The organism is Mycobacterium sp. ITM-2016-00317 (assembly GCF_002968295.1).
In the GTDB taxonomy this organism is placed as follows: Bacteria; Actinomycetota; Actinomycetes; order Mycobacteriales; family Mycobacteriaceae; genus Mycobacterium.
In genome coordinates this window covers 2,397,917-2,421,962 of sequence record NZ_CP134399.1, presented here as the reverse complement: position 1 = coordinate 2,421,962, position 24,046 = coordinate 2,397,917, and the positions used below count along the sequence as shown (strand labels likewise).

Sequence of the window (24,046 nt, the reverse complement as noted above, 5' to 3'; positions counted from 1 at the left end):
CAGTCGCGGCGCGCACCCGGCAATCGCCCGGTGCGCGCCTGACCGTCACGCCGGCCGACCGGAGCGCCCGTCCAGGGCCAGGTTGACGGCCAGCACGTTGACCCGTGGCTGCCCCATGAACCCCAGATCCCGTCCTCGGGTGTGTTCGGCGACGATCGCGCGCACGTCTTCGGCGCTGATCCCGCGGGCCCGCGCGACGCGCTCGACCTGCAGATCGGCGTAGGCCGGCGAGATGTCGGGGTCCAGTCCACTGCCGCTGGCGGTGACGGCGTCGGCGGGTACCTGAGGCTCCCCCGCGGCACCCTTGACGGGAACGATCTGTCCGAGCGAATAGTCCTGGCCGTCATTGCATTCCACGCGCACCCCCTGGTAGGTCGCGACGAACGGCGCGGTGGTGTCCGCGCACGGCTGATTGACACTGATCACCCGCGTGGGGTTGACCACGACGCCGCGCGCGTCCCGGGGCCCGATCACCGACAACACCGCACCGACACCGTCATTGGTGCAGAACGGTCGGGCGCCGCTGACGCCGTCGGCCTCCCCGACCTGCAGGCTCCGGGTACAGACCAGGGTCAGCAGACTGGTGCGATCCTCGGTGTCGACGATGTCCTCGGGTCCCAGGTTGCCGGCGCTGGTGGCCATCGGGTCGTAGCCGTCACCGGCAGCGGACGGCCTGGACTGGAAGTACTGCGGCAGCGGGTTGCCGTCGGCGTCGGTGAACAGCTGGCCGAGCCGGCTGGAGCCGACCGCCTGGCCGCCGACCTCGACGAGGGAGCCGTCGGCGTTGTGCTTGAGCACGGGCGCCTGGGCGAGCAACCACACCAGCGCCGGATAGATCAGCCCGAGCAGGACGGTGAGCAGCAGCAGCGCGCGCAGCGCCGCCCAGTGGTGGCGGAGGACGGTGGACAGATTCATCTAAGACATCCCGGGGAAGAGGTGGACTACCAGATCGATGAGCTTGATGCCGACGAACGGGGCGACGATGCCGCCGAGGCCGTAGATCAGCATGTTGCGGCTCAACAACTTCGACGCGCTCGCGGGGGTATAGCGCACACCCCGCAGCGCCAGCGGGATCAGGAACACGATGACGATCGCGTTGAAGATCACCGCGGACAGGATCGCCGACTGCGGGCTGTGCAACCGCATGATGTTGAGCAGGTCCAGGCCGGGGAACAACGTCACGAACAACGCAGGAATGATGGCGAAGTACTTCGCGATGTCGTTGGCGATGGAGAACGTGGTCAACGCGCCACGGGTGATCAACAGCTGCTTGCCGATCTCGACGATCTCGATCAGCTTGGTCGGGTCCGAGTCGAGGTCGATCATGTTGCCGGCCTCTTTGGCCGCCGACGTGCCGGTGTTCATCGCCACGCCGACGTCGGCCTGGGCCAGGGCGGGTGCGTCGTTGGTGCCGTCGCCGGTCATCGCGACCAGCCGGCCCCCGGCCTGCTCCTTCTTGATCAGCGCCAGCTTGTCTTCCGGGGTGGCTTCGGCGAGGAAGTCGTCGACACCTGCTTCCTCGGCGATCGCCTTGGCGGTCATCGGATTGTCGCCGGTGATCATGACGGTGCGGATCCCCATGCGGCGCATCTCGTCGAAGCGTTCCCGCATGCCCTGCTTGACCACGTCCTTGAGGTGGATGACCCCCAGTATCTCGGCGCTGCCGTGGTGCGAGCGGCCCACCACCAGCGGTGTGCCGCCGGAGTTCGAGACGTCGTTGACGATGTCGGTCAGCTGCGTCGGCACCGTTGCGCCCTGGCCGCGCACCCACTCGGCCACCGAGCCGGCCGCGCCCTTGCGCAGCGACTGGCCGTCCTCCAGGTCGACCCCGGACATCCTTGTGGCGGCGGTGAATTCGACCCAGCGCGCGCCGGCCAACTCGCCGGGCTGACGGGCCCGAAGCCCGTGGGTTTCCTTGGCGTACACCACGATCGAACGGCCTTCCGCGGTCTCGTCGGCCAGGCTCGACAGCTGCGCGGCGTCGGCGAGGGTCTCCGGGCTGACACCCCGCAGCGGGATGAACTCGCCGGCCTGCCGGTTGCCGAGGGTGATGGTGCCGGTCTTGTCCAGCAGCAGGGTGTTGACGTCGCCGGCGGCCTCGACGGCGCGACCGGACATGGCCAGCACGTTGCGCTGCACCAGGCGGTCCATGCCCGCGATGCCGATGGCCGACAGCAGCGCGCCGATGGTGGTCGGAATCAGGCACACCAACAGCGCCACCATGACGATGCCGGTCACCCCATTGCCGTCGAGCGCGAGGGTGTCGGGCACGCCGGGGTTGCCGGCCTTGGCGAACACCGCCAGCGGCTGCAGCGTCGCGACGGCGAACACGAAGATGATCGACAGCGCGCTGAGCAGGATGTTCAGTGCGATCTCGTTGGGCGTCTTCTGCCGGTTGGCGCCTTCGACGAGGGCGATCATCCGGTCGACGAAGCTGTCCCCCGGCTTCTGGGTGATCTTGACGACGATGCGGTCGGACAGCACCGTGGTGCCGCCGGTAACCGCCGACCGGTCACCGCCGGACTCCCGGATGACCGGTGCCGATTCTCCGGTGATCGCCGACTCGTCCACCGAGGCAATGCCTTCCACGACGTCACCGTCGCCGGGGATCACCTGTCCGGCTTCGACGACGACATAGTCGCCCTGCTTGAGCATCGGGGCCGCGATGCTCTCCTCGGTGCCCGTGCGGCCGGGTGTCCAGCCGTTCAGTCGGCGGGCGACGGTGTCGGACTTGGCTTTCCTAAGCGAGTCGGCTTGGGCCTTGCCGCGGCCTTCGGCGACCGCCTCGGCGAGGTTGGCGAAGATCACCGTGAGCCACAGCCAGACCACGATCAGCCACGAGAACCAGGACGGCTCCATCAGCGCCAGGACGGTCGACCAGACGGCGCCGATCTCGACGATGAACATGACCGGGTTGCGCCACAGCGTGCGCGGATCGAGCTTGCGCAGCGCGTCCGGCAGCGAGCGCAGCAGCATCGTGGGGTCGAGCAGCCCACCGCCCACGCGGGCCGCGGGTTTCGAGTCGGCTTCGGCGGATTCGACCGCCGAAGTCACCATGGTGACAGTCATTTTCAGTGGATTCCTTCAGCGAGGGGCCCGAGTGCGAGCATGGGCAGGAAGGTCAGGGCGACCAGGATCAGCGTGACGCCGGAGACCAGTCCGACGAACTGCGGACGGTGGGTCGGCAGGGTGCCGGCCGAGGCGGGCGTGCTGCCCTGTCGGGCCAGCGAGCCGGCCAGCGCCAGCACGAGGATCAGCGGCAGGAAACGTCCCAGCAGCATGGCCAACCCGAGCGCGGTGTTGTACCAGGGCGTGTTCACGCTGATGCCGGCGAAGGCCGAGCCGTTGTTGTTGGCCGCCGACGTGAACGCGTAGAGCACTTCCGAAAGTCCGTGGGGCCCGCTGTTGAGCATGCTGTCACGCTGCTCCGGACCCGACATCGCAATCGCCGTGCCGGTCAGCACCAGCAGCGGCGTGACCAGGAAATAGCTTGCGGCGAGCTTGATCTCCCGTGGGGTGATCTTCTTGCCCAGGTACTCCGGGGTGCGGCCGACCATCAGGCCGGCGACGAAGACCGTGATGATCGCCAGGATCAGCATGCCGTACAGACCCGATCCCACACCGCCGGGCGCGATCTCACCCAGCTGCATGTTGAACAGGGTCATCATGCCGCCCAGGCTCGTGTAGGAGTCGTGGAACGAGTTGACCGCACCGGTCGACGTCAGTGTGGTCGCCGCGGCGAACACCGCCGAGTTCGCGACACCGAAGCGCTGCTCGACGCCTTCGGTGGCCGCGCCGACCGCCGTCGGCACCGTGCCGTGGGCCTGCAATTGGAACAGCATCAGCAGCGTCACGCTCAGCGCGGCGATGACACCCATCACCGAGACGATGGCCAGCCCTTGCCGGGTGTTGCCGACCATCTTGCCGAAGGTGCGTGGCAGCGAGAACGCGATCATCGCGATCAGGAAGATCTGCACGAAATTCGTCCACGCGGTGGGGTTTTCGAAGGGATGAGCGGAGTTGACGTTGAAGAAGCCGCCGCCGTTGGTTCCGAGAAGCTTGATCGCCTCCTGGCTGGCGACCGGGCCGCCGGGGATGGTCTGGGTGCCGCCGGCCAGGGTGTTGACGACCTGCGAGTGCAGGGCGAAGTTCTGGATCACCCCGCCGGCGATCAGGATGATCGCACCGATGACGGCGACGGGCAGCAGGATCCGCAGGGTGCCACGCACCAGGTCGACCCAGAAGTTGCCCAGCTCACCGGTTCTCGTGCGGGCGAAGCCGCGAACCAGTGCGATCGCGACGGCCATGCCGACCGCGGCGGACACGAAGTTCTGCACGGTCAGGCCCGCCATCTGCACCAGGTGGCCCTGGGTGGACTCCCCCGAATACGCCTGCCAGTTCGTGTTGGTGACGAAGCTGACCGCGGTGTTCCATGCCAACGCCGGCGTCATCTCGGTGCCGGGATCGGTGAGGTGCAGCGGCAGCCTGCCCTGCACCAGTTGCAGGAAGAACAGGAACAGCACGCCGACCGCGGAGAAAGCGAGCACGCTGCGGGCGTAGGCACCCCAGGTCTGCTCGGATTTCGGGTCGGCGCCGATGACTTTGTAGATGCCGCGTTCGACGCGGGAATCCCTGGCGGTGTTGTACACGCGGTACATGTAGTCGCCCAGCGGCACGTGCACGGCCGCGAGCGCGATGACGAGAGCGAGGACGAACAGGATCCCCGCGGTGGTGGCCGACACTAGAACCTCTCCGGGAAGAGGAGGGTGGCAATCAGGAACAGGGCGATCGCGACGGCCAGGACCAGGCCGACACCGTTGGCGAGGCTCATCGCTCGAGCACCCTCACGGCCCCGGTGAACATCGCGAAGAGCGCGACGGTCAGCCCGAAGTAGGCAAGAACAGACATCAGTTCAACTCCGTTTCGCGGCCCACATCGGGTGGGCTCGCTTGGAGTCAACATCCGCGCGAACCGGCTACGGCGGTTCCTGACGGTTTCTTGACGCCCCGGCGGGGTTCCTTTACGGAGTCCTTGCGGCAGGCCCGCCGACCTGCAGGAGGGTTCGTTTACGGGTAGCCGCACGGCGGGGAGGACGAGCGCGGCGTGCGCGTGATTCCGACGCGGCCGGTACGTGATGCTGTCGACACTTTTAGCATCACTTATCCGATAAGTGATGCTATCTTTGCGGCGTGGCATCAGTTGGTGCGGGCACCGCGCTCACGTACGAAACGCTGACGTGGGATGCCGCCGTGGAAGCCGGCTATGGACTCGCCGACCTGCGCGCGGCGCAGCGACAAGCCGGAAAGTACCGAGCCGCGATCCCGGCCGCCATCGCCGAGCTCACCGTCTCTCTTCCCGCGGCGGTCCTGGCCGACGCGGAAGAAGCAAGCAACGAGATCACTCGTTTCGACGCCGAACTGGGCGATGAGATCGCGCCCTTCTCCGCGGTACTGCTGCGCTCCGAGTCAGCGGCGAGTTCCAACATCGAAAACCTGACCGCCTCGGCCCGTGCAATCGCCGAAGCAGAAGTTCTCGGTGACACCGGCCGGCGCAATGCCGCGCTGATCGTGAGCAACACCGAAGCGATGAAGGCCGCGGTCTCCCTGGCAGACCGCCTCGACGAGACCGCGATCCTCACCATGCACGCCGCTCTGATGCGGGGCAGCGATCCCGCATCGGCGGGACATTGGCGCACTGAGCAAGTCTGGATCGGCGGCGGAAACTTCGGCCCCCGCGGCGCCGACTACATCGCCCCGCACCACACCCGCGTGCCCGGCGCCATCGACGATCTACTTGCCTTCATCCGTCGCGCCGATGTACCCACCCTCCCCCAAATCGCTATCGGCCACGCACAATTCGAGACCATCCACCCCTTCACCGATGGCAACGGCCGCACCGGACGGGCACTGATCCAGGCGATGCTGCGCCAGAAGCGACTCACCCGCCAGATCACCGTGCCGGTCTCGGCCGGGCTCCTTACAGACACCGATGCCTACTTCGGTGCCCTCGGCTCCTATCGCAACGGTGATCCCGCCGCCATCATCGAGCGACTCTCGGAAGCGTCACTGCTGGCGGTCGCCAACGGCCGCCGACTCGTCGCAGACCTCAGATCGATTCGCGGCGAATGGAATTCAAGGATCGTCGCCCGCCGCGACTCCGCGGTACATCGCGTCGCCGATCTGCTCGTCAAGCACCCCGTGTTCAACGCGCGACTGCTCGAACGTGAACTCGGCATCAGGACCGGAAATGCACGCCGGTACATCGATCCCCTCACCGAAGCCGGCGTCATCGTCGAATTCACCGATCGTGGGCGAAACAGAGCTTGGCGCGCACCTGAAGTTCTGAGCGCACTGGACGAGTTCGCCGCGCGGGCAGGACGCCGCAACCGCCCCGACTGATCCGGTTCTTGGCCTGGGCCGGAGTGAGTGCGCACCGCGGCGCGGCGGCAACCTGCGGTGAGACGTGATTGGTGGTGGTCCCGGCTGGTTTCGAACCAGCGACCTTCCGCGTGTGAGGCGGACGCTCTCCCACTGAGCTACGAGACCGGATATCCGACGAGTGGAACGAGGCAGAAGACTAGCACGCGGTCCCGATCGCCCGAGAAACGCCCTGGTGAAAACGGGTCGACGGGCCAGCGCACTCCGCGCGATGCGCCCGGGACGCGCTGCCCGACGACGGTCGAGCGCCCCGCGAGGGACACTCCCGGTTCCCGGGCGCACCCCGCTGCGTCAGGAGCCGCGGGCGCGCCGACCCGGTGAATTCCCCCTGCCACGGCCGCACGATAGCGGGACGGCTCCACCTGCGGTTTTGAGCGTCGGCACGCCGCGCGAGCAAGGGATTTGTGTATGCCGGACTGCCTGGACTAATGTTCTGCATCGCGACGGGCGACGATCTCGCCCGTGGCGTGCGGATGTAGCGCAGTTGGTAGCGCATCACCTTGCCAAGGTGAGGGTCGCGGGTTCGAATCCCGTCATCCGCTCGAGGATGCAGTGGCATCAACCCCAGCGGTGGAGTGGCCGAGTGGTGAGGCAACGGCCTGCAAAGCCGTGCACACGGGTTCGATTCCCGTCTCCACCTCCAAAGTTGTTACCGGCGCGATTAGCTCAGCGGGAGAGCGCTTCCCTGACACGGAAGAGGTCACTGGTTCAATCCCAGTATCGCGCACCATGTTACGCAAAGGCCCGGGCTCAGCCCGGGCCCTTTTCGTCTCCGCAGACCGAGCAGATTGTCCGCATTTGTCGGCTGCCCGGTGTCTTCTATAGGTGGGAGTTACCGACCCGCCGCAGCCCTCGCCGAGACGAGACGCCATCGTGAAGATCAAGATCAACAATGTCGGCATCCGTCGGCTGCAGCGGAAGATCGAGCAACAGGTCCACGAACAGCTCGGCGACGGCCTGCAGGTGCCCACAGGCGGATCCGAAGACGACGCCGTCCGCAGCGTCGAGGACCAGCTACGCAAGGCCGGACTGACGCCGAACACGGCCGAGATCCGGCGCATCGTTCGCGACGCCCGCGCCACGGACACCTCCGGGTAAGCCCCTTTCCCACCCGCCTGCCATCGAACATATGATCGAACAGTGGCGATGCAGAAGATCGGGCACGGCGGGCAGCCTCTCCGCCCCGTCTTCCGTCGCGTGCACCCGCCCCGGGCCGTCCTGGTCGACCTGGTCGCGCTGTTCCCGCGCGAACCGCACTGCGAAAGCCGCTATCACCCGAAGGGCCTGCAGATGGATGCGATCGTCGAGGGCACCCTGCGCTGCTGGGGGTTGAGCGAGCAAGGTCGATGGTGGGGGCTGGTCACCTACCCCGTCCGCCACGGCGGCGAGAAGGATCCGGTGACCCACTGGGTGCCGGCCTCGGTCCTGCGGCTTAAATAGCCGCGTTTTCGAAGGCGGCGCCTAACTGTCTATTAGGTGGCTCTCAGGTTCCGGCCTTAGCGTCAGCAGTGTTCGGTTTGACTGAACGCCAAGACGAACCCGATACGCTCGGCCCGCCACCTACCCCCCGGGTGGCGGGCCGAGATCGTTCTGGCCTACCGAAACCTCACAGCCTCCCCATGGCACCCGCTAATGTCGCAGTACGCCGGTACGGCTTCGGACGACGTAGGGGTGGTACATGATCCGCGAAATGCTCGCAGCGACCGCGCTCGGCGCTGCGGTCCTGTGCTCGGCTCCGACGGCGGCCGCCGAGCCGGGGCCCATGTACCCCGACAAGCCCGGCCGCTACGCCACCGACGTCCCGGGGATGGTCTACGACGCCTACCGGACCGCCCCCTGCACCAACATGGACCGCTTCACCTTCGGACGCGGACCCGCCGGTGAGGCGCTGCAGTGCCGGTGGATTCCCAACCAGTGGCCGCCGATCTACACCGGGTTCTGGCAAACCAGCTATGAGCTCGTCGGCGTCCGCGACATCGGCGGCCCGTGCCCGAAGCCTCAGTCGGCCGCCCAGGCCCCCGACGGCCGCCCGCTGGTCTGCATGGGCTCTCAGGGATGGCAGGCCGGAAGTTCAACGGGGTCGGCTTCACGCCGATGTGACCGCTGCCCGCGGTGGTCAGACCGAGCGCAGAGTGCGGCTCGGCTCGACCCCGAACACCTGCTTGTAGGCGCTGCTGAATCGCCCGGGATGGCTGAACCCGCACCGCCCCGCGATGGAGGTGACGGTGTCGAAGGCGGGGTCGGCCGACTTCAGTTCCCGGTGGGCCCGCTCGAGCCTGATCCGCCGCAGATACTCCAGCGGCGTGCTCTGCAGGTGCTCGCGGAACGCGTACTGGATGGCTCGCGGCGTCACGTCGGCCGCCGCGGCGATGTCGCGAATCGAGATGTCGTACTGAGAGTTCTCGTGGATGAAGTCCAACGCGCGCCGCAGCATCCGCGGATGCGGCGAGGTGCTCCCGTTGGTCTTCATGGTTCTCCCCGATTACCGAAATCCAGCGCAGACGAAACGCCAGAGTGACCGGCGCCACTCCATGGCACCATCGAGCGATGACCGATCGCATCGAGGTATCCCGCACCATCGCCGCACCGGCGGCCGACATCTTCTCCGTGCTGTGCGACCCCCATGGGCACGTGGCCATCGACGCCACCGGCATGCTCCAGGACGCCGACGGCGCCCCGGCCCGGGCCGTCGGAGACACCTTCGTGGTGCACATGGATCGCGAGGCGCTCAACGACTTTCCCGAACTCGGCCGCTATGACGTGACCGTGAAGATCACCGACTTCGAACAGGACGCGCTCATCGCGTGGACCATCCTCGGCCGGCTCAGGCCCCAGATCGGCCACGTCTACGGCTACCGACTGGCACCCGCCGACCAGGGCACGCTGGTCACCTCGTTCTACGACTGGTCCGACATCCACCAGCACTGGCGCGACGCCGGCATCTTCCCTGTGGTCTCCGAACTCGCCCTGCGCGGGACGCTGGGCATCCTGGACCGCACCGTGCGCCGCGGCTACCCCCGAGGTTGACGTCAACCCGGGGTTGACGATGCAGCTGCGTCAACTTACGGTTGACGCATGAGCGATGCCGCCAAGATCAGCCACCCCGTCCGGCTCGATGACCTGATCGACGTGATCACCCGCGTGCACGACCAGCCCCTCGACCAACTCACCGACGCGGTGCTGGCCGCCGAGGCGCTCGGTGAGGTGGCCGACCACCTCATCGGGCATTTCGTGGACCAGGCCCGCCGGTCCGGCGCGTCGTGGACCGAGATCGGCGGGTGCATGGGCGTCACCAAACAGGCCGCCCAGAAGCGGTTCGTCCCGCGCTCTCCGGCCGACACCGCCGCGCTCGACCCCAGCGCCGGTTTCAGCCGGTTCACCGACCGTGCCCGTGCGGTGATCGTCGAGGCGCAGAACAAGGCGCACGCCGCAGGCAACCCCGAGATCCTGCCCGCCCACCTGATCCTCGGCCTGTTCGCCGACCCGACCGGGCTGGCGATGCACCTGCTGGCCGGCCAAGGCATCGACATCGCGGCCGCCGCCGACCGGATCACACTGCCGCCCAGCGTCGGTGACGTGCCGGCGCTGATCCCGTTCGACACCCGCGCGAAGAAGGCACTCGAACTGACCTTCCGCCAGGCACTGCGCCTGGGCCACAACTACGTCGGCACCGAGCACCTGCTGCTGGCGCTCTACGAGGAAGAGGACGACGACGGCGTGCTGCACGCGATCGGCGTGGACCGGGACCGCTTCGAGCGCGAACTCCGCGAAGCGCTGGAGGCGCTCACCGCGCGGTGATCTCACATCCCGGCCCGACCGGACGTCTTCATGATGTGAAGGTGCGACCGTTCGAGGAGGTGGTGGCCCGGCACGGGGCCACCGTGCTGCGGGTCTGCCGCGCGGTCGTCGGCGCCGCCGACGCCGAGGACGCCTGGTCCGAGACGTTCCTGTCGGCGCTGCGGGCCTATCCCGAGCTCCCCGCGGACGCCAACGTCGAGGCGTGGCTGGTGACCATCGCCCACCGCCGCGCCCTCGACGTGGGCCGGGCCCGGACCCGGCGGCCCATGCCCGTCGACACGCTGCCCGACCGGCCCGACGCCCGGGCCGACCCGGCACACCGAGACCCCGATCTGTGGGCGGCCCTGCAGCGACTGCCCGACAAGCAGCGGCACGCCGTGGCCTACCACCACATCGCCGGGCTGCCCTTCGCCGAGATCGCCGCCATCCTCGGCAACACCCCCGAGGCGGCCCGCCGCGCGGCCGCCGACGGCATCAAGAACCTGCGCGCCCACTACCGCGAGGACGGAAACCCATGAACACCAACATGTTCGACGTGTCGATGACCGACGACCAGGACACGCTGGCGCGCCTGCACGGCCGGCTCGCCGCCGCGGCCGACGCCGACGGGCTGCTCGACCTCGCCTACCGCACGCTCGACTCCCCCGTGGGCACCCTGCTGCTGGCGGCCACCCCGGCCGGGCTGGTCCGGGTCGCGTTCGACATCGAGATCCACGACGCGGTGCTGGCCCGGCTGGCCGAGACGCTGAGTCCGCGCATCATGCACGCCCCCGCCCGCCTGGACCTCGTGGCGCGTCAGTTCGACGAGTATTTCGGCAAGCGGCGCACCACGTTCGACGTGCCGATGGACCTGCGGCTGGCCGCCGGGTTCCGCCGTACCGTGCTCGAGCACCTGCGTGACATCGGGTACGGGCGGCGCGAGAGCTACGCCCAGGTCGCCGCCGCCGTCGGCAGCCCCCGCGCCGTGCGCGCCGTCGGCACCGCGTGCGCGCGCAACCCCCTGCCGGTGGTCATCCCGTGCCATCGCGTGGTGCGCTCCGACGGCGGCACCGGCCAGTACGTCGGCGGCGCGCGTGCCAAGACCGCACTGCTGGCGATGGAAACCGAGGAATGAAACGGCATGTCGCACGCGTAGAACGTGGCATGAAACTCAACGACGCCGCCCGCGATCTCATCGGCAACGGCGCAGACGCCACGCTGGTCACGCTGAACCCCGACGGCAGCCCCCAGGTCACCCTCGTCTGGGTCGCCCTGCAGTCCACCCCCGACGGCGACGAACTCGTCACCGCGCACCTCGCCGAGCACCAGAAGGTCCGCAACGTGCGACGCGATCCCCGGGTGGCGCTCACGATCCTCTCGCCCGAAGGCGTCGGAAAGGCGATGCGGCCCTACCTGGCCGTCACCGGGACCGCGCGTGTGGTCGAAGGCGGTGCACCCGAGCTGTTGGCACAACTGGCCCAGACGCTGTCCGCCCCGGACTCGGGCTTCCCGCCGCCGGACGCGCCGCCCGGATTCCTGACCAGAATCCGGATCGACAAGGTCGGTGGCGTCGGCCCCTGGACGTCCTGAGGGCCAAGACCATCCAGCTATCGACGCCGGTGTGCGATCATGCCAGGCATGCGTCGCTGGCTCGTAGTCCTGTTCGCCACCCTGGCCACGCTCGGCGGTGTCGTCGCCGCACCGGTCTCGGCCGCGGACATCCCGATCGGGCGCCTCGGTGAGACGCTGCGCGTCGAGTACAAGGGCCTGGTCGCCGACGTGTCGGTCAACAACATCGTGCCCTCGGCCCCGCCGCCCGGCTTCGGCTACCCGCCGCGGGCGCCGCGCTACCAGGTCTACCGCGCCGATGTCACCGTCACGCCGGTGAAGGTGCCCACGCCGTACGCGATGGCGATCACCTACTCGTTCCGCGGCGTGACCCCGACCGGCGATGCCTACGAGTCCCGCAACAGCGACGCCCCCGACGCGCTGCAGCACCTGATGACGACCGCGGTGGCGGGGCAGTCGTTCACCGGCGGGGTCTGGTGGGACTGCTACCGGGACCTGGTGTCCAACGTCGTACTCGTGGACAAGATCACCGGAACCCGCCTGGCGCAGTGGAACGTGGCCTGAGGGTCGAACCCGCCGGCCCGGTCACGTCGCCGAACTCGCCGACGTCGCCGCCCGCACCTTCCCGCTGGCCTGCCCGCCGGCGTCGGACCCGACGACGTCGCGGCGTTCATCGCCGAGAACCTGTCCGCCGAGCGGTTCGCCGAGTACCTCGCCGACCCCGACCGGACCGTGCTGGCCGCCGTCGAGGACGGTCGGATCCTCGGCTACGCCATGATGATTCGCGGCCTGCCCGACGACCCCGACGTCACCGTGCTGCCCGACGCGCACGGCGCCGGCGTCGCCGCGGCGCTGATGACCGAGGTGCTGCGGCACGCGCAGACGCTCGGCGCGGCCTCGGTGTGGCTCGGCGTCAACCAGCGCAACGAGCGGGCGCAGCGGTTCTACGCCAAGCACGGGTTCACCGTCGCGGGCACCAAGAGGTTCCGCCTCGGCGGCCACTGGGAGCAGGACTACGTGATGGTGCGCCCGGCCTGACCGGCGGCGGTCAGCGCCAGCAGCCGCGACGTCGCCCGCAGGTACTTCTTCCGAAAACCGCCGGCGAGCATCTCCTCGCTGAAGACGGTGTCCAATTTGGCGCCCGACGCGAACACCGGGATCCCGGCGTCGTAGAGCCGGTCGGTCAGCGACACCAGCCGCAGCGCCACGTTCTGGTCGTCGAGCGGATGCACGCCGGTGATCAACACCTGCGTCACCCCCTCGATCAACGTCAGGTAGCGCGACGGGTGCATCGTGGCCAGGTGCGCGCACAGCGCGTCGAAGTCGTCGAGCGTCGCCCCGGGCACCTGCGCGGCCCGCTCGGCCACCTCCGCGTCACCGGGCGGTTCCGGCGCCGGCGGCAGGTCGCGGTGCCGGTAGTCCGGCCCCTCGATCCGCACCGTGGTGAACATCGCTGACAGCGTGTTGATCTCGCGCAGGAAGTCCTGCGCGGCGAACCTGCCCTCGCCGAGCTGCTCGGGCAGCGTGTTCGACGTCGCGGCCACCGACACCCCGCGCTCGACGAGAGCCGACAGCAGCCGGGAGATCAGCGTGGTGTTGCCGGGGTCGTCGAGCTCGAACTCGTCGATGCACACCAGCACGTAGTCCGACAGCAGCTCGATGCAATCCTGGAAGCCGAACACCCCGGCCAGCTGCGTCAGCTCGCCGAACGTGGCGAACGCCTTCTTGCCCGACACCGCGTAGTACGACGACGCCAGCAGGTGGGTCTTGCCGACACCGAACCCGCCGTCGAGGTAGACCCCGACCCCGGGCAGCACCTCCCGCTTGCCGAACAGCTTCTTCTTGCCCGCCCGCCGCTCCACGGCCTGCTCGCAGAACCGGCGGCAGATCTGCACCGCCTCGGCCTGCGACGGCTCGGCCGGATCAGGCCGGTAGCTGTCGAAGCTGACGTCGGCGAACGTGGGCGGCGGGATCAGCTGCGCGATCAGACGTTCCGGGGTGACGCTGGGCTGTCGATCCACCAGATGTGCGACATCACTGGACCCGTGCATGCACGCACCCTATCGGCGTGCTGTGATTCTGCGTATGTCCGGCGACGGTGACGGGACGCAGTTCACACTGCTGGGCCCCAGCGGGGAACTCGGTGCGGCCGAACTCGCGGCGCGCTACACCTACCCCGAGGCCTACCCCGACGGCCCGCGCCGCTGCTTCGTCCGCGCCAACATGATCACCTCCGCCGACGGCGGCGCGACCAGCGCCGGCAAGTCCGGCCAACTCGGCGGCGCCGGTGACCGCGCGCTGTTCGCCGCGCTGCGCGAACTCGCCGACGTGATCGTCGTCGGCGCCACCACGGCCCGGGTGGAGAACTACTCGGGGGTCCAGCTCGGTGCGACCGCGCGGCTCGCCCGGCAGCACCGGGGCCAGTCCGAGGTGCCGCCGATCGCGGTGCTCACCCGATCGGGCCGCCTGGACCACGACGCGAAGCTCTTCCACCACAGCGAGATCGCCCCGCTGATCCTGACGTCGTCCGGCGCGGCCGAGGACACCCGGCAGCGGCTGGGCCGGGTCGCCGAGGTGATCGACGCGTCCGGCGCCGACCCGGACTCGGTGGACCCGCACACCGCGCTGGCGATCCTCGCCGAGCGCGGCCTGCTGCGGGTGCTTGCCGAGGGCGGCCCCGCCACCCTCGGGCTGTTCGCCGCGCACGACCTGCTCGACGAGCTGTGCCTGACCGTCGCCCCGACGTTGGTCGGCGGCGCCGCGTCGCGCATCGTGACCGGCCCGGTCGACGTGCGCAGCGCGCTGCAGTTGCGGCATACGCTCACCGACGCCGACGGCTTCCTGTACCTGCGCTACGCCCGCGACCGCTCCGGCTCAGCCCCGGCGGCCGGATAGGTGCCGGTCAGTACTGTGGTGCCCATGCGTCGTCTGGTGCCGGCTGTCGTGCTGTCGATGGCCGCCGTACTCCCGCTGGCGGCCTGCTCCCCCGGCCTGGCCGCCAACCCGCGCTTTGCCACCGACTCCGGTGCCCACCCCCAAGGTGAGCCGCAGACCAGCGACGCACCCCCGGGACCGCCGGCCGTCGAGGTGCCGAAGAACGACCTGTCCTGGCGGGACTGCACCTCGCGGGTGTTCGCGTCCGCGGCGGTACAGGCCCTGCCCGGGGTGAAACTCGACTGCGCCAGCTACGACGCCGACCTCGACCCGATCAACGGCGCCACCGGCACCGTCAGCATCGGGGTGGTGCGCGCCACGTCGGTGCAGACCCCCGCCGACGCCGGCCCGCTGGTGATGACCACCGGTTCGGACCTGCCCTCGTCCGTGCAGCTGCCGGTGTGGCTGTCCCGCGCCGGCGCCGACGTGCTCAAGAGCCACCCGATCGTGTCCGTGGACCGGCGCGGCATCGGCCTGTCCGGAGCGCTGGACTGCCGCGACCTGTTCGACCGGCAGGAGATGTTCGAGCAGGCGCAGTTCCAGTCCGGTGACGACCCCGTCGCCAACCTCGGCGCAATCACCATGACCGCGACCACCAGCTGCACCGACACCATCGCCCCCGGGGACTCCGCCTACGACAACGCCCACGCCGCCGAGGACATCGAACGGCTGCGCACCACCTGGGACGTCCCGGCGCTGGCACTGCTGGGCATCGGCAACGGCGCCCAGGTGGCCCTCGCCTACGCCGGGTCGCATCCCAACAAGGTGGCCCGGCTGGTGCTGGACTCGCCGCTGCCGCTGGGCATCTCGGCCGAAGCCGCCGCCGAGCAGCGCGTCAAGGGCGAACAGGCCGCGCTGGATGCGTGGGCCACCCAGTGCGCGGCGACCAGCTGCCCGGCCGGACCCGACCCCAAGGGCGCGGTGGACGCGCTGCTCGCCGACGCCCGGGCCGGCCGCGGTCCCGGCGGCGCGTCGGTGGCCGCGGTCGCCGATGCCATCTCCACCGCGCTGGGCTACCCCCGAGGCGGCCGGATCGATGCGGGCAACGAGCTCGCGCTGGCCGTCGCCGACGCCCGGTCCGGCGACACCAACCGGCTCAACAACCTGATCAACCAGGCCGAGACCCTGCGCCAGACCGACGGGCAGTTCGTCAACTCCTGCAGCGACGCGCTGAACCGGCCCACCCCCGACCGGGTCAGGGAACTGGTGGTCGCGTGGGCCAAGATGTACCCGCAGTTCGGTGCCGTCGGCGCGCTGGACATGGTGAAGTGCCTGAACTGGCCCAGCGGCAGCATCCCGAAGGAGCCCAGCGACCTGAAGATCCCGACCCTGCTGCTCGGGGTGCAGAACAACCCGATCGTCGGCAACGAGGGGGTCGCCGCGGTGGCCGCGACCGCCATCAACGCCGGTTCGGCCAACCGGCGGGTGATCTGGCAGGGCATCGGGCACGGCGCGACGATCTACTCCCCGTGCGCGCTGCCGCCCGCGATCGAGTACCTCAAGACCGGTGAGCTCCCGTCGACCGACACGTACTGCCCGGCCTGACGGGCCCCGGCGGACGCTACGGTACGGTGCGGGGCGTGCGCGATCTTGTTCTGACGGCTTTCCGACCTCGCACGGCACCTCCCACCACGGCGTCGGTCCTGCGATCCATCCTGTGGCCGTTGGCGATCATGGCGGTGATCCACCGCAGTTACGTGCTGGTGTTCAACCGCTACATCACCGACGACTTCGCCCCGGTCTATCGCGCGGTCATCAATTTCAAGTTCAACTGGGACATCTACAACGAGCACTTCGACCACGTAGACCCGCACTACCTGTACCCGCCCGGCGGCACCCTCATCATGGCGCCGTTCGGTTACCTGCCCGAGGTCGCGTCGCGCAACTGGTTCATCTTCTTCAACACCGTCGCGATCATCCTGGCCGGGTATTTCCTGCTGCGGCTGTTCAACTACACGCTCACCTCGGTCGCCGCGCCCGCGCTGCTGCTGGCCACGTTCTGCACCGAAAGCGTCACCAACACACTGGTGTTCGGCAACATCAACGGTGTCATGCTGCTGCTGGAGGTGCTGTTCTTCCGGTGGCTGCTGGACGGCAACCGCAGTCACGAGTGGTGGGCCGGCGTCAGCATCGGGCTGACGCTGGTGGTCAAGCCGCTGCTGGCGCCGCTGCTGTTGCTGCCACTGCTCAACCGCCAGTGGCGGGCCCTGGTCACCGCGTTCGCGATGCCGGTCGCGTTCAACCTGGCGGCCTGGCCGCTGATCAGCGACCCGATGAACTTCATCACCCGCACGGTGCCCTACATCATGTCCACCCGCGACTACTTCAACAGCTCGATCCTGGGCAACGGCGTCTACTACGGCCTGCCGATGTGGCTGATCATGGCGCTGCGACTGGCCTTCGTGGTGCTCGCCGCGGCGTCGCTGTGGCTGCTGTACCGCTACTACCGCTCCCGCGATCCGTTCTTCTGGATGCTGACGTCCTCAGGTGTGCTGCTGACGACGTCGTGGCTGGCGCTGTCGCTGGGCCAGGGCTACTACTCGATCGCCCTGTTCCCGTTCCTGATGACCGTCGTGCTGCCCAACTCGGTGATCCGCAACTGGGTGGCGTGGCTGGCCGCCTACGGCTTCCTGACGATGGACCGCTGGCTGCTGTGGCAACTGCCCACCACCGGGCGGGCGTTCGAGTACCTGAGAATCACCTTCGGCTGGTCGCTGCTGATGGTGGTGGTGTTCTCGGTGCTGCTGTTCCGCTACCTCGACGCCAAACGGGACGGCCGCCTCGACGAGGGCATCGATCCGCCGTGGCTCACGCAGCGCACGCCTGCGACCACGCCGTCCGAGTAGCCTGAAACCCATGACAGGTCCCAAGCTGGAGCTCACCGACGACCAGTGGCGCGAACGGCTGACCCCCCAGGAGTTCGCAGTACTCCGGCAGGCCGGCACCGAGCGCCCGTTCACCGGCGAGTACACCGACACCAAGACCGAGGGCATCTACCAGTGCCGCGCCTGCGGAGCCGAATTGTTCCGCAGTACCGAGAAATTCGAGTCGCACTGCGGCTGGCCGTCGTTCTTCGACCCCGCCGATTCCGACGCGGTGATCCTGCGCTCCGACGACTCGCTGGGCATGCGCCGCGTCGAGGTGCTGTGCGCCAACTGCCACAGCCACCTCGGACACGTCTTCGAGGGCGAGGGCTACCCGACCCCGACCGACCAGCGCTACTGCATCAACTCGATCTCGCTGCGCCTGGTGCCGTCGGAGTCCTGACCCGCGGCGCTCAGGGCAGCGCCGCGACCAGCTGTTCGACCGAGACCCGCGGGCCGGTGTAGAACGGCGTCTCCTCCCGCACGTGGCGGCGCGCGTCGGTGGCCCGCAGATCGCGCATCAGGTCCACGATGCGGTGCAACTCGGGCGCCTCGAAGGCCAGCAGCCACTCGTAGTCACCGAGCGCGAACGCGGGCACGGTGTTGGCGCGCACGTCCTTGTACCCGCGGGCGGCCATTCCGTGCTCGGAGAGCATGCGGCGGCGCTCCTCGTCGGGCAGCAGGTACCACTCCAGCGACCGCACGAACGGGTAGACGCAGATGTAGGCGCCCGGCTCCTCACCGGCCAGGAACGCCGGGATGTGACTCTTGTTGAACTCGGCCGGGCGGTGCAGCGCCACGTTGCTCCACACCGGGGTCGACGCCCGGCCCAGCGCGGTGGTGCGGCGGAAGTCGGCGTAGGTCTTCTGCAGCGCCTCGACGGTCGGTGCGTGCGTCCACATCATGAAATCGGCGTCGGCACGCATACCCGCGACGTCATACAGGCCGCGCACCACCACCCCCGCGTCCTCCTGGTGTTTGAGGAAGGTCGCGGTTTCGTCGACGACCGACGCGCGCGCGTCGTCCGAGGCGCCCAGCACGCCCGGCTTCACCGCGAACACCGAGAACATCAGGTAGCGGATCGTCGAGTTCAGTTCGTCGTAATCGAGCTTGGCCATGCGCCTATCGTGCCACGCACGCCGATGTGATCCGGCACGTCACCGGGGCTCCGGCGCACCGCCGACCATCAGCGCCGCCGCGGCCCGCGTCGCCGACGCCACACACGCGGGCACCCCGATGCCGTCCAGGTAGGCACCGGCCACGGCCAGCCCCCTCGGCAGCCCCGCCCGCAGCTCGGCGACCAGCGCGGCGTGGCCCGGCCCGTACTGCGGCATCGCGTCGATCCAGCGGACCACCCGTGCGTCGACCGGGTCCACGGTGACGCCGAACAGCGTCTTGAGATCCCGGCCCGCCCAGGTCAGCAGATCCTCGTCACCGGCGCTGCGCGCCAGGTCCTCACCGAAGCGCCCGTAGGACAGCCGGACCATCTCGACGTTGGCCCGCCGCCCCCATTTGCGCGACGACAGCGTCACGGCCTTGGTGTGCAGCCGGCCGCGTCCCGCGACGAGCACCCCGGACTGCTCGGGCAGCGGGGTGCCGCCGGGCAGCGCCAGCGCCACGACCGCGGCCGACGCGACCGGGATCCGGCGGGCCGCGGCGGCGGTGTCCGGAGCCAGGTCGGCGATCAGCGCGGGCAGGCGCGGCGCGGGCACCGCCAGCACCACCGCGTCGGCAGGCCAGTGGCCACCCTCGTCGTCGAGCACCGACCAGACCCGGCCGTCGCGGCGCACGCCGCGCACCGCGACCTGCGCCCACTGCAGCTCCGCGCGGCGCACGAGCTCATCGACCAGCACCTGGTAGCCGCCGTCGATCGCACCGAACACCGAGCCCGGCTGCGGCGGCGGCAGCGCCCGGGTCACCGCCTCGGTGAGATTGCGCGCCCCGCCGTCGAGGGCCGCGGCGACCGTCGGGGCCCCGGCCCGGATGCCGATCGTCGCCGCCGAGCCGGAGTACACGCCGCCCAGCAGCGGATCCACCGACCTGGTCACCACCTGCTCGCCGAAGCGGTCGCCGACCAGATCGGCCACCGACGGGTCGGCGCCCTGGCGCCAGGAGAAGGGCCGCCGTGGTTCGTCGAGCATCCACCGGACGGTCGCGTCGTCGACCAGGCCGGTCAGCGCGGCCGGTCGCGACGGAATGCCCTGCACGGTGTCCGCGGGCAGCGGGTGCAACCTGCCCTCGCTGTAGATCAGCGGCCGCGCCCCCGACGTGGCGATCTGCCTGTCGCCCAAGCCCAGCTCGGCCAGCAGCGCAGGCACCTCGGGCCTGCGCGCGACGAACGCCTCCGCGCCGACGTCGAGCAGCTGGCCGCCGATGCGCTCGGTGCGCAGCACCCCGCCGAGCCGGTCGGCCGGGTCGAGCAGCGTGATCTCCGCGTCCGGCCCGGCGGCGACCCGAAGCCGGTATGCGCTGACCAGGCCCGAGATGCCGCCGCCGACAACGCAATAGCGCCGGGTCGCGGGGCTCACAGCTCGTGCACCAGCGCCACGACGTCGGTGATCACGGCGGGGTCGGTGGCGGGCAGCACGCCGTGGCCGAGGTTGAACACATGCCCGACCGCGCCGGCGTCCACCGCGCGCCTGCCGTCCTCGACCACTGCGCGCACCGCGCGGTCGACCACCGGCCGGCCAGCAGGACCACCGGGTCCAGGTTGCCCTGCAGCGCGGTGCCCGGGCGCACCCGCGCCGCGGCGTCGGTCAGCGACGTGCGCCAGTCCACCCCGACCACCGCGGGCACCCCGTGCCCGGTGACCGCCTCCGACATCGCGCCCAGCAGTTCGGCGGTGCCGACCCCGAAGTGCGTCATCGGCACCCCGGCCGCGGCGAGCTCGGTGAACACCCGCGCGCTGTGCGGCAGCACGTAGGCGCGGTAGTCGGCCAGCGACAGCGTGCCGGCCCACGAGTCGAACACCTGGATGGCGTCCACACCGGCGTCGACCTGGGCGCGCAGGAACGCGATCGTGACGTCGGTCAGCGCCGTCATCAGCGCGTGCCAGGTGGTGGTGTCGGCGAGCATCATCGCCTTGGTGCGCTCGTGGTTGCGGCTCGGTCCACCCTCGATGAGGTAGGACGCCAGCGTGAACGGCGCCCCGGCGAACCCGATCAGCGCGACATCGCCCAGCTCGGCGACCAGCCGCCGACCGCGGTGGCCACCGGCGCGACCTGGTCGCGCTCCAGCGGTCTGACCCCGGCGACGTCGGCGGCCGTGCGGATCGGGTGCGCGATCACCGGCCCGACGTCCGGGACGATGTCGAGATCGATGCCCGCCGCGCGCAGCGGCACCACGATGTCGGAAAACAGGATCGCGGCGTCCACGCCGTGCCTGCGCACCGGCTGCAGCGTGATCTCGGTGATCAGGTCGGCGTCGAAACAGGCCTGCATCATGGTGTTCTTGGCCCGCAACGCGCGGTATTCGGGCAGCGACCGTCCTGCCTGCCGCATCATCCACACCGGCACCCGGAGCGGCTTGCGGCCGGCGACGGCGGCCAGGTACGGGGATTCGGGCAGCTCGCGACGCGTGTTCATCGCCCCCCATGCTGCCATGTCGGGTCGGGCCCGGATCGGCGCGCCATGAGCACAGACCTGGCCGAATCCGCTAGCGTCAAACGCCGTGACCACCGCCGAACCGGCCCAATTCCGTGAAGCGGTGGCGGCCATGAATGCCACCACCCCACGGCCGGAGATCGAACTGGGCCCGATCCGTCCGCCGCAGCGCCTCGCGCCGTTCAGCTATGCGCTGGGCGCCGAGGTCAAACACGCCGAGACGGCGATCATCCCGGAGCGCTCCGAGGGCAACGCGTTCGGCCGGCTGATCCTGCTGCACGACCCCGAGGGCGCCGACGCCTGGGACGGCACCATGCGCCTGGTCGCCTACATCCAGGCCGACCTGGACTCCTCCGAGGCCGTGGATCCGCTGCTGCCCGAGGTGGCGTGGAGCTGGCTGGTCGACGCGCTGCACGAGCGGGCCGAACACGTGACCGCGCTCGGCGGGACCGTCACCGCGACCACCTCGGTGCGCTACGGCGACATCTCCGGACCGCCCCGGGCCCACCAGCTGGAACTGCGCGCATCCTGGACCGCCACCGACCTCGAACTCGGCCCCCACGTGGAGGCGTTCTGCGAGGTGCTCGAGCACGCCGCGGGGCTGCCGCCCACCGGAGTGACCGACCTGAACTCCCGCACCCGCGCCTGAGCCCGATGCCAGAACCCGAGAACGCAGCCTCCCCCGGCGGCGCCGACGAACAACTGCCCGACGACCAGTTGACCGACGCCACCGAGACCACCGACGCCGCCGACGACCTGCCTGAGGCGGAACCGCTGCTGGCCCCCCGCGAGGGGGTGCCCCGCCTGTCCGTCAGCCGGTACGAGATCGCCGACGCCGCCGAACTGCTGGCCTCCGGGCACGGGCCGTTCGCGGTCGACGCCGAACGGGCGTCCGGCTTCCGCTACTCCAACCGCGCCTACCTGGTCCAGATCCGGCGGGCCGGCGCGGGCACCGTGCTGATCGACCCCGTGAGCCACGGCGGCGACCCGCTCCAGGTCCTCGCCCCGGTGGCCGACGTGCTCTCCGAGGACGAATGGGTGCTGCACGCCGCCGACCAGGACCTGCCGTGCCTGGCCGAGATCGGCATGCACCCGCCGTCGCTGTACGACACCGAGCTGGCCTGGCTGGCCAACTACGAGCGGGTCAATCTGGCCGCGATGGTGCAGCGCCTGCTGGGCCTGCAGCTGACCAAGGGCCACGGCGCCGCGGACTGGTCGAAGCGTCCGCTGCCCGCCGAATGGCTCAACTACGCCGCGCTGGACGTCGAGGTGCTCGTCGAGCTGCGCGACGCGATCGACGCGGTGCTGCAGGAACAGGGCAAAGCCGATTGGGCGGCACAGGAATTCGAGTACCTGCGGACAGCCGAGGCGACCCCGACACGACGGGACCGGTGGCGGCGCACCTCGGGCATCCACAAGGTCCGCGACCCGCGGACACTGGCCGCGGTGCGGGAACTGTGGCAGACCCGCGACCAGATCGCGCGGCGCCGCGACATCGCGCCGGGCCGCATCCTGCCCGACAGCGCGATCATCAGCGCGGCCACCGCCAACCCGGACACCGTCGAAAAGCTCACGGCGCTGCCGGTTTTCGGCGGCTCCAAGCAACGGCGCAGCGCCCAGGTGTGGCTGGACGCGCTGGCCCGCGCCCGGGCCGGCGAACCACCGGATGCCCAGGAGCCGTCCAACGGTCCCCCGCCGGCATCGCGGTGGGCCCGCCGCAAGCCCGAGGCCGCGGCCCGGCTGGAGGCGGCACGCGCCGAGCTTTCCGCGCTGTCCGAACGGGTTTCGGTGCCGGCCGAGAACCTGCTCTCACCGGAGATCGTGCGCAGACTGTGCTGGGACTGGCAGCCCGTCGACGGCATCGACGCGGCCACCGCGGCGGTGGAGGACTTCCTGCGGGGATCCGCCGCTCGTCAGTGGCAACGGGAGCTGACCGTCCCGGTGCTGGCGAAAGCGCTGTCTACCGCCGGCTGAGAACCGCGTCGGCATGCGCGACGAAGTGCGTCCACACCGCGTCCGGTGCCTCGATCTGAGGCCAGTGCCCGATGTCGTCGAGCATCACGATGTCGGCATCGGCGATCACCTCGGCGTACCGGCGCGCCATGTGCGCACCGGAATTCGGGTCCAGCGCGCCGTCGATCAGCCGCATCGGCACAGCGGTCTCGCGCATGGCGCGCACCCATCGGTTGCGGTGCCGGTTGCGGTCATCGAGGAACCGGCCGACCTTGTGCAGCACCCGTTTTCCGTCGTTGTACTCCAGGATCTGATGGAACAGGTCGAGCATGCGCCGGCTCGGCTTGGTGTGCGGGCCGAACATCTCGTTGATCGTCGGCTCCAGTAGCCGCCGCGCGATCCGGCTGTCCTGGAGGGGACTCAGCACATCCCCCAGCGCCGTTCCCGACATCAGCTTCTGCATGCGCCGCGGCGTGTAGGCCTCGGTGAACATCCCGCCGTTGAGCCAGGTCACCGACTCGATACCCGGCGCCCCGTACGCGTGCTGCGAGAACTCGTGCCTGGCAAGCAATTCCTGGCCCACCGAGTCGCCGAGGTCGTGGGCCAGGATGTGCACCGAGTCCACACCGAGGTGATCCAGCAGCGCCTCGTGCATGTCGGCGTGGTCGTGCACGCTGTAGCCGTAGGCCACCGGCTTGGCCGAGAAACCCATCCCCAGCATGTCCGGCGCGATCACGGTGAAACGTTCGGTGAGCCTCTCCCACAACGGTTCCCAGTCCCAGCTGTTGAACGGATAGCCGTGGATCAGCAGCAGGGCTGGGCCGGTGCCCTCGTGGCGGTAGAACACGTCGAAGCCCAGGTAGTCGAAGTGGTGTCCGGCGTCGCGCCAGCGGTTCAGTTCAGCGTCCAC

The 24,046-nt window shown here is 69.7% G+C and carries 24 protein-coding genes, 4 tRNA genes and 3 pseudogenes; 20 read left to right on the top strand and 11 right to left on the bottom strand.

The features are described 5' to 3' along the window. Nucleotides 1-45: 45 nt before the first annotated feature. Genes C6A87_RS11640 through C6A87_RS11625 form a run of 4 tightly spaced genes read right to left on the bottom strand, consistent with a single transcriptional unit; the run spans nucleotide 46 to nucleotide 4,831 of the window. Entirely contained in the window at nucleotides 46-915 is an 870-nt protein-coding gene (locus C6A87_RS11640) for a potassium-transporting ATPase subunit C (protein WP_311117359.1), read from the bottom strand. Further along, nucleotides 916-3,057, bottom strand: coding sequence for a potassium-transporting ATPase subunit KdpB (gene kdpB / locus C6A87_RS11635; protein ID WP_396837091.1), 2,142 nt, complete (start codon nucleotides 3,055-3,057; stop codon nucleotides 916-918). A 14-nt stretch (nucleotides 3,058-3,071) separates the two neighbouring features. Further along, complete coding sequence (gene kdpA, locus C6A87_RS11630; RefSeq protein ID WP_311117357.1) at nucleotides 3,072-4,742, bottom strand: potassium-transporting ATPase subunit KdpA; 1,671 nt, start codon at nucleotides 4,740-4,742, stop codon at nucleotides 3,072-3,074. Further along, nucleotides 4,742-4,831 carry a potassium-transporting ATPase subunit F gene (locus C6A87_RS11625; protein WP_060941689.1) on the bottom strand — a complete coding sequence of 30 codons (90 nt, stop codon included), beginning with the start codon at nucleotides 4,829-4,831 and terminating at the stop codon, nucleotides 4,742-4,744. Before C6A87_RS11625 ends, kdpA begins: the two co-directional genes overlap by 1 nt. Before the next feature lie 358 nt (nucleotides 4,832-5,189). On the opposite strand from C6A87_RS11625, the gene C6A87_RS11620 reads away from it, so the two are divergent. After that, a complete protein-coding gene (locus tag C6A87_RS11620) occupies nucleotides 5,190-6,398 on the top strand; it encodes a Fic family protein (RefSeq protein WP_311117356.1) in 1,209 nt (402 codons plus the stop codon). Between the two features lie 72 nt (nucleotides 6,399-6,470). On the opposite strand, the gene C6A87_RS11615 is transcribed toward C6A87_RS11620, so the two are convergent. Beyond that, nucleotides 6,471-6,545: transfer RNA gene (locus tag C6A87_RS11615), tRNA-Val, on the bottom strand. 361 nt (nucleotides 6,546-6,906) lie between these two features. Here C6A87_RS11615 and C6A87_RS11610 point away from each other — a divergent pair. The 6 genes and pseudogenes from C6A87_RS11610 to C6A87_RS11585 all read left to right on the top strand — a co-directional run bounded on the left by C6A87_RS11610 (nucleotide 6,907) and on the right by C6A87_RS11585 (nucleotide 8,537). Then, a tRNA-Gly gene (locus tag C6A87_RS11610) sits at nucleotides 6,907-6,979 on the top strand. A gap of 27 nt (nucleotides 6,980-7,006) precedes the next feature. Next, nucleotides 7,007-7,080 (top strand) — tRNA-Cys (locus tag C6A87_RS11605). A gap of 12 nt (nucleotides 7,081-7,092) precedes the next feature. Next, nucleotides 7,093-7,167: transfer RNA gene (locus tag C6A87_RS11600), tRNA-Val, on the top strand. Between the two features lie 143 nt (nucleotides 7,168-7,310). Continuing rightward, nucleotides 7,311-7,535, top strand: a complete 225-nt coding sequence (locus tag C6A87_RS11595; protein WP_311117355.1) for a hypothetical protein — start codon at nucleotides 7,311-7,313, stop codon at nucleotides 7,533-7,535. A gap of 48 nt (nucleotides 7,536-7,583) precedes the next feature. Then, nucleotides 7,584-7,877 carry a hypothetical protein gene (locus tag C6A87_RS11590; RefSeq protein ID WP_311117892.1) on the top strand — a complete coding sequence of 98 codons (294 nt, stop codon included), beginning with the start codon at nucleotides 7,584-7,586 and terminating at the stop codon, nucleotides 7,875-7,877. A gap of 238 nt (nucleotides 7,878-8,115) precedes the next feature. Then, nucleotides 8,116-8,537: pseudogene (locus C6A87_RS11585) on the top strand (hypothetical protein). A gap of 16 nt (nucleotides 8,538-8,553) precedes the next feature. Here the strand turns inward: C6A87_RS11585 and C6A87_RS11580 are convergent. Continuing rightward, on the bottom strand, nucleotides 8,554-8,907 hold the full coding sequence (locus tag C6A87_RS11580) for a helix-turn-helix transcriptional regulator (protein WP_311117354.1): 354 nt from the start codon (nucleotides 8,905-8,907) through the stop codon (nucleotides 8,554-8,556). Nucleotides 8,908-8,984: 77 nt separating this feature from the next. On the opposite strand from C6A87_RS11580, the gene C6A87_RS11575 reads away from it, so the two are divergent. From C6A87_RS11575 to C6A87_RS11545, 7 genes and pseudogenes are all read left to right on the top strand, one after another. Beyond that, complete coding sequence (locus C6A87_RS11575) at nucleotides 8,985-9,464, top strand: polyketide cyclase (protein ID WP_311117353.1); 480 nt, start codon at nucleotides 8,985-8,987, stop codon at nucleotides 9,462-9,464. A gap of 48 nt (nucleotides 9,465-9,512) precedes the next feature. Further along, nucleotides 9,513-10,235, top strand: a complete 723-nt coding sequence (locus tag C6A87_RS11570; protein ID WP_311117352.1) for a Clp protease N-terminal domain-containing protein — start codon at nucleotides 9,513-9,515, stop codon at nucleotides 10,233-10,235. Between the two features lie 35 nt (nucleotides 10,236-10,270). Further along, a complete protein-coding gene (locus C6A87_RS11565; RefSeq protein ID WP_311117351.1) occupies nucleotides 10,271-10,753 on the top strand; it encodes a sigma-70 family RNA polymerase sigma factor in 483 nt (160 codons plus the stop codon). Continuing rightward, complete coding sequence (locus C6A87_RS11560) at nucleotides 10,750-11,349, top strand: methylated-DNA--[protein]-cysteine S-methyltransferase (protein ID WP_311117350.1); 600 nt, start codon at nucleotides 10,750-10,752, stop codon at nucleotides 11,347-11,349. The genes C6A87_RS11565 and C6A87_RS11560 overlap by 4 nt, the downstream gene beginning before the upstream one ends. A 29-nt stretch (nucleotides 11,350-11,378) precedes the next feature. Next, the gene (locus C6A87_RS11555) at nucleotides 11,379-11,804 is read left to right on the top strand and encodes a PPOX class F420-dependent oxidoreductase (RefSeq protein ID WP_311117349.1); all 426 of its coding nucleotides are present in this window, start codon (nucleotides 11,379-11,381) and stop codon (nucleotides 11,802-11,804) included. A gap of 48 nt (nucleotides 11,805-11,852) precedes the next feature. After that, the gene (locus C6A87_RS11550; RefSeq protein WP_311117348.1) at nucleotides 11,853-12,347 is read left to right on the top strand and encodes a hypothetical protein; all 495 of its coding nucleotides are present in this window, start codon (nucleotides 11,853-11,855) and stop codon (nucleotides 12,345-12,347) included. Continuing rightward, nucleotides 12,332-12,821, top strand: a pseudogene (locus C6A87_RS11545) (GNAT family N-acetyltransferase). Before C6A87_RS11550 ends, C6A87_RS11545 begins: the two are co-directional and overlap by 16 nt. On the opposite strand, the gene zapE reads toward C6A87_RS11545, so the two are convergent. Continuing rightward, entirely contained in the window at nucleotides 12,797-13,834 is a 1,038-nt protein-coding gene (gene zapE, locus C6A87_RS11540) for a cell division protein ZapE (RefSeq protein WP_311117347.1), read from the bottom strand. The pseudogene C6A87_RS11545 and the gene zapE sit on opposite strands and share 25 nt — an antisense overlap. Before the next feature lie 34 nt (nucleotides 13,835-13,868). Between zapE and C6A87_RS11535 the strand changes: the two genes are divergently transcribed. The 4 genes from C6A87_RS11535 to msrB are packed head-to-tail and all read left to right on the top strand — an operon-like array spanning nucleotide 13,869 to nucleotide 17,984. Further along, nucleotides 13,869-14,678, top strand: coding sequence for a pyrimidine reductase family protein (locus C6A87_RS11535; RefSeq protein WP_311117891.1), 810 nt, complete (start codon nucleotides 13,869-13,871; stop codon nucleotides 14,676-14,678). Nucleotides 14,679-14,702: 24 nt separating this feature from the next. Then, complete coding sequence (locus C6A87_RS11530) at nucleotides 14,703-16,262, top strand: alpha/beta fold hydrolase (RefSeq protein WP_311117346.1); 1,560 nt, start codon at nucleotides 14,703-14,705, stop codon at nucleotides 16,260-16,262. 35 nt (nucleotides 16,263-16,297) lie between these two features. Continuing rightward, entirely contained in the window at nucleotides 16,298-17,563 is a 1,266-nt protein-coding gene (gene aftC, locus C6A87_RS11525) for an arabinofuranan 3-O-arabinosyltransferase (RefSeq protein ID WP_311117345.1), read from the top strand. Nucleotides 17,564-17,573: 10 nt separating this feature from the next. Beyond that, nucleotides 17,574-17,984 (top strand): peptide-methionine (R)-S-oxide reductase MsrB, encoded by a 411-nt coding sequence (gene msrB / locus C6A87_RS11520; RefSeq protein WP_311117344.1) that lies wholly within the window; start codon nucleotides 17,574-17,576, stop codon nucleotides 17,982-17,984. A gap of 10 nt (nucleotides 17,985-17,994) precedes the next feature. Here the strand turns inward: msrB and hemQ are convergent, their stop codons facing one another. The 3 genes and pseudogenes from hemQ to hemE form a co-directional block, all read right to left on the bottom strand. Next, nucleotides 17,995-18,699 (bottom strand): hydrogen peroxide-dependent heme synthase, encoded by a 705-nt coding sequence (hemQ, locus tag C6A87_RS11515; RefSeq protein WP_311117343.1) that lies wholly within the window; start codon nucleotides 18,697-18,699, stop codon nucleotides 17,995-17,997. Between the two features lie 39 nt (nucleotides 18,700-18,738). Beyond that, a complete protein-coding gene (locus C6A87_RS11510) occupies nucleotides 18,739-20,109 on the bottom strand; it encodes a protoporphyrinogen oxidase (protein ID WP_311117342.1) in 1,371 nt (456 codons plus the stop codon). Next, nucleotides 20,106-21,165: pseudogene (gene hemE, locus C6A87_RS11505) on the bottom strand (uroporphyrinogen decarboxylase). Before hemE ends, C6A87_RS11510 begins: the two are co-directional and overlap by 4 nt. Before the next feature lie 130 nt (nucleotides 21,166-21,295). On the opposite strand from hemE, the gene C6A87_RS11500 reads away from it, so the two are divergent. Both C6A87_RS11500 and C6A87_RS11495 read left to right on the top strand, forming a co-directional pair. Continuing rightward, on the top strand, nucleotides 21,296-21,832 hold the full coding sequence (locus tag C6A87_RS11500) for a DUF3000 domain-containing protein (protein WP_396837090.1): 537 nt from the start codon (nucleotides 21,296-21,298) through the stop codon (nucleotides 21,830-21,832). 5 nt (nucleotides 21,833-21,837) lie between these two features. Continuing rightward, the gene (locus tag C6A87_RS11495) at nucleotides 21,838-23,157 is read left to right on the top strand and encodes a ribonuclease D (protein ID WP_311117340.1); all 1,320 of its coding nucleotides are present in this window, start codon (nucleotides 21,838-21,840) and stop codon (nucleotides 23,155-23,157) included. Here the strand turns inward: C6A87_RS11495 and C6A87_RS11490 are convergent. Then, nucleotides 23,144-24,046 (bottom strand): alpha/beta hydrolase, encoded by a 903-nt coding sequence (locus C6A87_RS11490; RefSeq protein WP_311117339.1) that lies wholly within the window; start codon nucleotides 24,044-24,046, stop codon nucleotides 23,144-23,146. The two genes, C6A87_RS11495 and C6A87_RS11490, sit on opposite strands and share 14 nt — an antisense overlap.

What these genes read in the sequence shown, in the direction of transcription:
- msrB (WP_311117344.1), top strand. Translation starts at nt 17,574, where the DNA reads ATGACAGGTCCCAAGCTGGAGCTCACCGACGACCAGTGGCGCGAACGG.
- C6A87_RS11640 (WP_311117359.1), bottom strand. Translation starts at nt 915, where the DNA reads ATGAATCTGTCCACCGTCCTCCGCCACCACTGGGCGGCGCTGCGCGCG.
- C6A87_RS11570 (WP_311117352.1), top strand. Translation starts at nt 9,513, where the DNA reads ATGAGCGATGCCGCCAAGATCAGCCACCCCGTCCGGCTCGATGACCTG.
- C6A87_RS11580 (WP_311117354.1), bottom strand. Translation starts at nt 8,907, where the DNA reads ATGAAGACCAACGGGAGCACCTCGCCGCATCCGCGGATGCTGCGGCGC.
- C6A87_RS11575 (WP_311117353.1), top strand. Translation starts at nt 8,985, where the DNA reads ATGACCGATCGCATCGAGGTATCCCGCACCATCGCCGCACCGGCGGCC.
- C6A87_RS11500 (WP_396837090.1), top strand. Translation starts at nt 21,296, where the DNA reads ATGAATGCCACCACCCCACGGCCGGAGATCGAACTGGGCCCGATCCGT.
- hemQ (WP_311117343.1), bottom strand. Translation starts at nt 18,699, where the DNA reads ATGGCCAAGCTCGATTACGACGAACTGAACTCGACGATCCGCTACCTG.
- kdpB (WP_396837091.1), bottom strand. Translation starts at nt 3,057, where the DNA reads ATGGTGACTTCGGCGGTCGAATCCGCCGAAGCCGACTCGAAACCCGCG.
- C6A87_RS11495 (WP_311117340.1), top strand. Translation starts at nt 21,838, where the DNA reads ATGCCAGAACCCGAGAACGCAGCCTCCCCCGGCGGCGCCGACGAACAA.
- C6A87_RS11555 (WP_311117349.1), top strand. Translation starts at nt 11,379, where the DNA reads ATGAAACTCAACGACGCCGCCCGCGATCTCATCGGCAACGGCGCAGAC.
- C6A87_RS11535 (WP_311117891.1), top strand. Translation starts at nt 13,869, where the DNA reads ATGTCCGGCGACGGTGACGGGACGCAGTTCACACTGCTGGGCCCCAGC.
- C6A87_RS11550 (WP_311117348.1), top strand. Translation starts at nt 11,853, where the DNA reads ATGCGTCGCTGGCTCGTAGTCCTGTTCGCCACCCTGGCCACGCTCGGC.
- C6A87_RS11625 (WP_060941689.1), bottom strand. Translation starts at nt 4,831, where the DNA reads ATGAGCCTCGCCAACGGTGTCGGCCTGGTCCTGGCCGTCGCGATCGCC.
- zapE (WP_311117347.1), bottom strand. Translation starts at nt 13,834, where the DNA reads ATGCACGGGTCCAGTGATGTCGCACATCTGGTGGATCGACAGCCCAGC.
- C6A87_RS11560 (WP_311117350.1), top strand. Translation starts at nt 10,750, where the DNA reads ATGAACACCAACATGTTCGACGTGTCGATGACCGACGACCAGGACACG.
- C6A87_RS11590 (WP_311117892.1), top strand. Translation starts at nt 7,584, where the DNA reads ATGCAGAAGATCGGGCACGGCGGGCAGCCTCTCCGCCCCGTCTTCCGT.
- C6A87_RS11530 (WP_311117346.1), top strand. Translation starts at nt 14,703, where the DNA reads ATGCGTCGTCTGGTGCCGGCTGTCGTGCTGTCGATGGCCGCCGTACTC.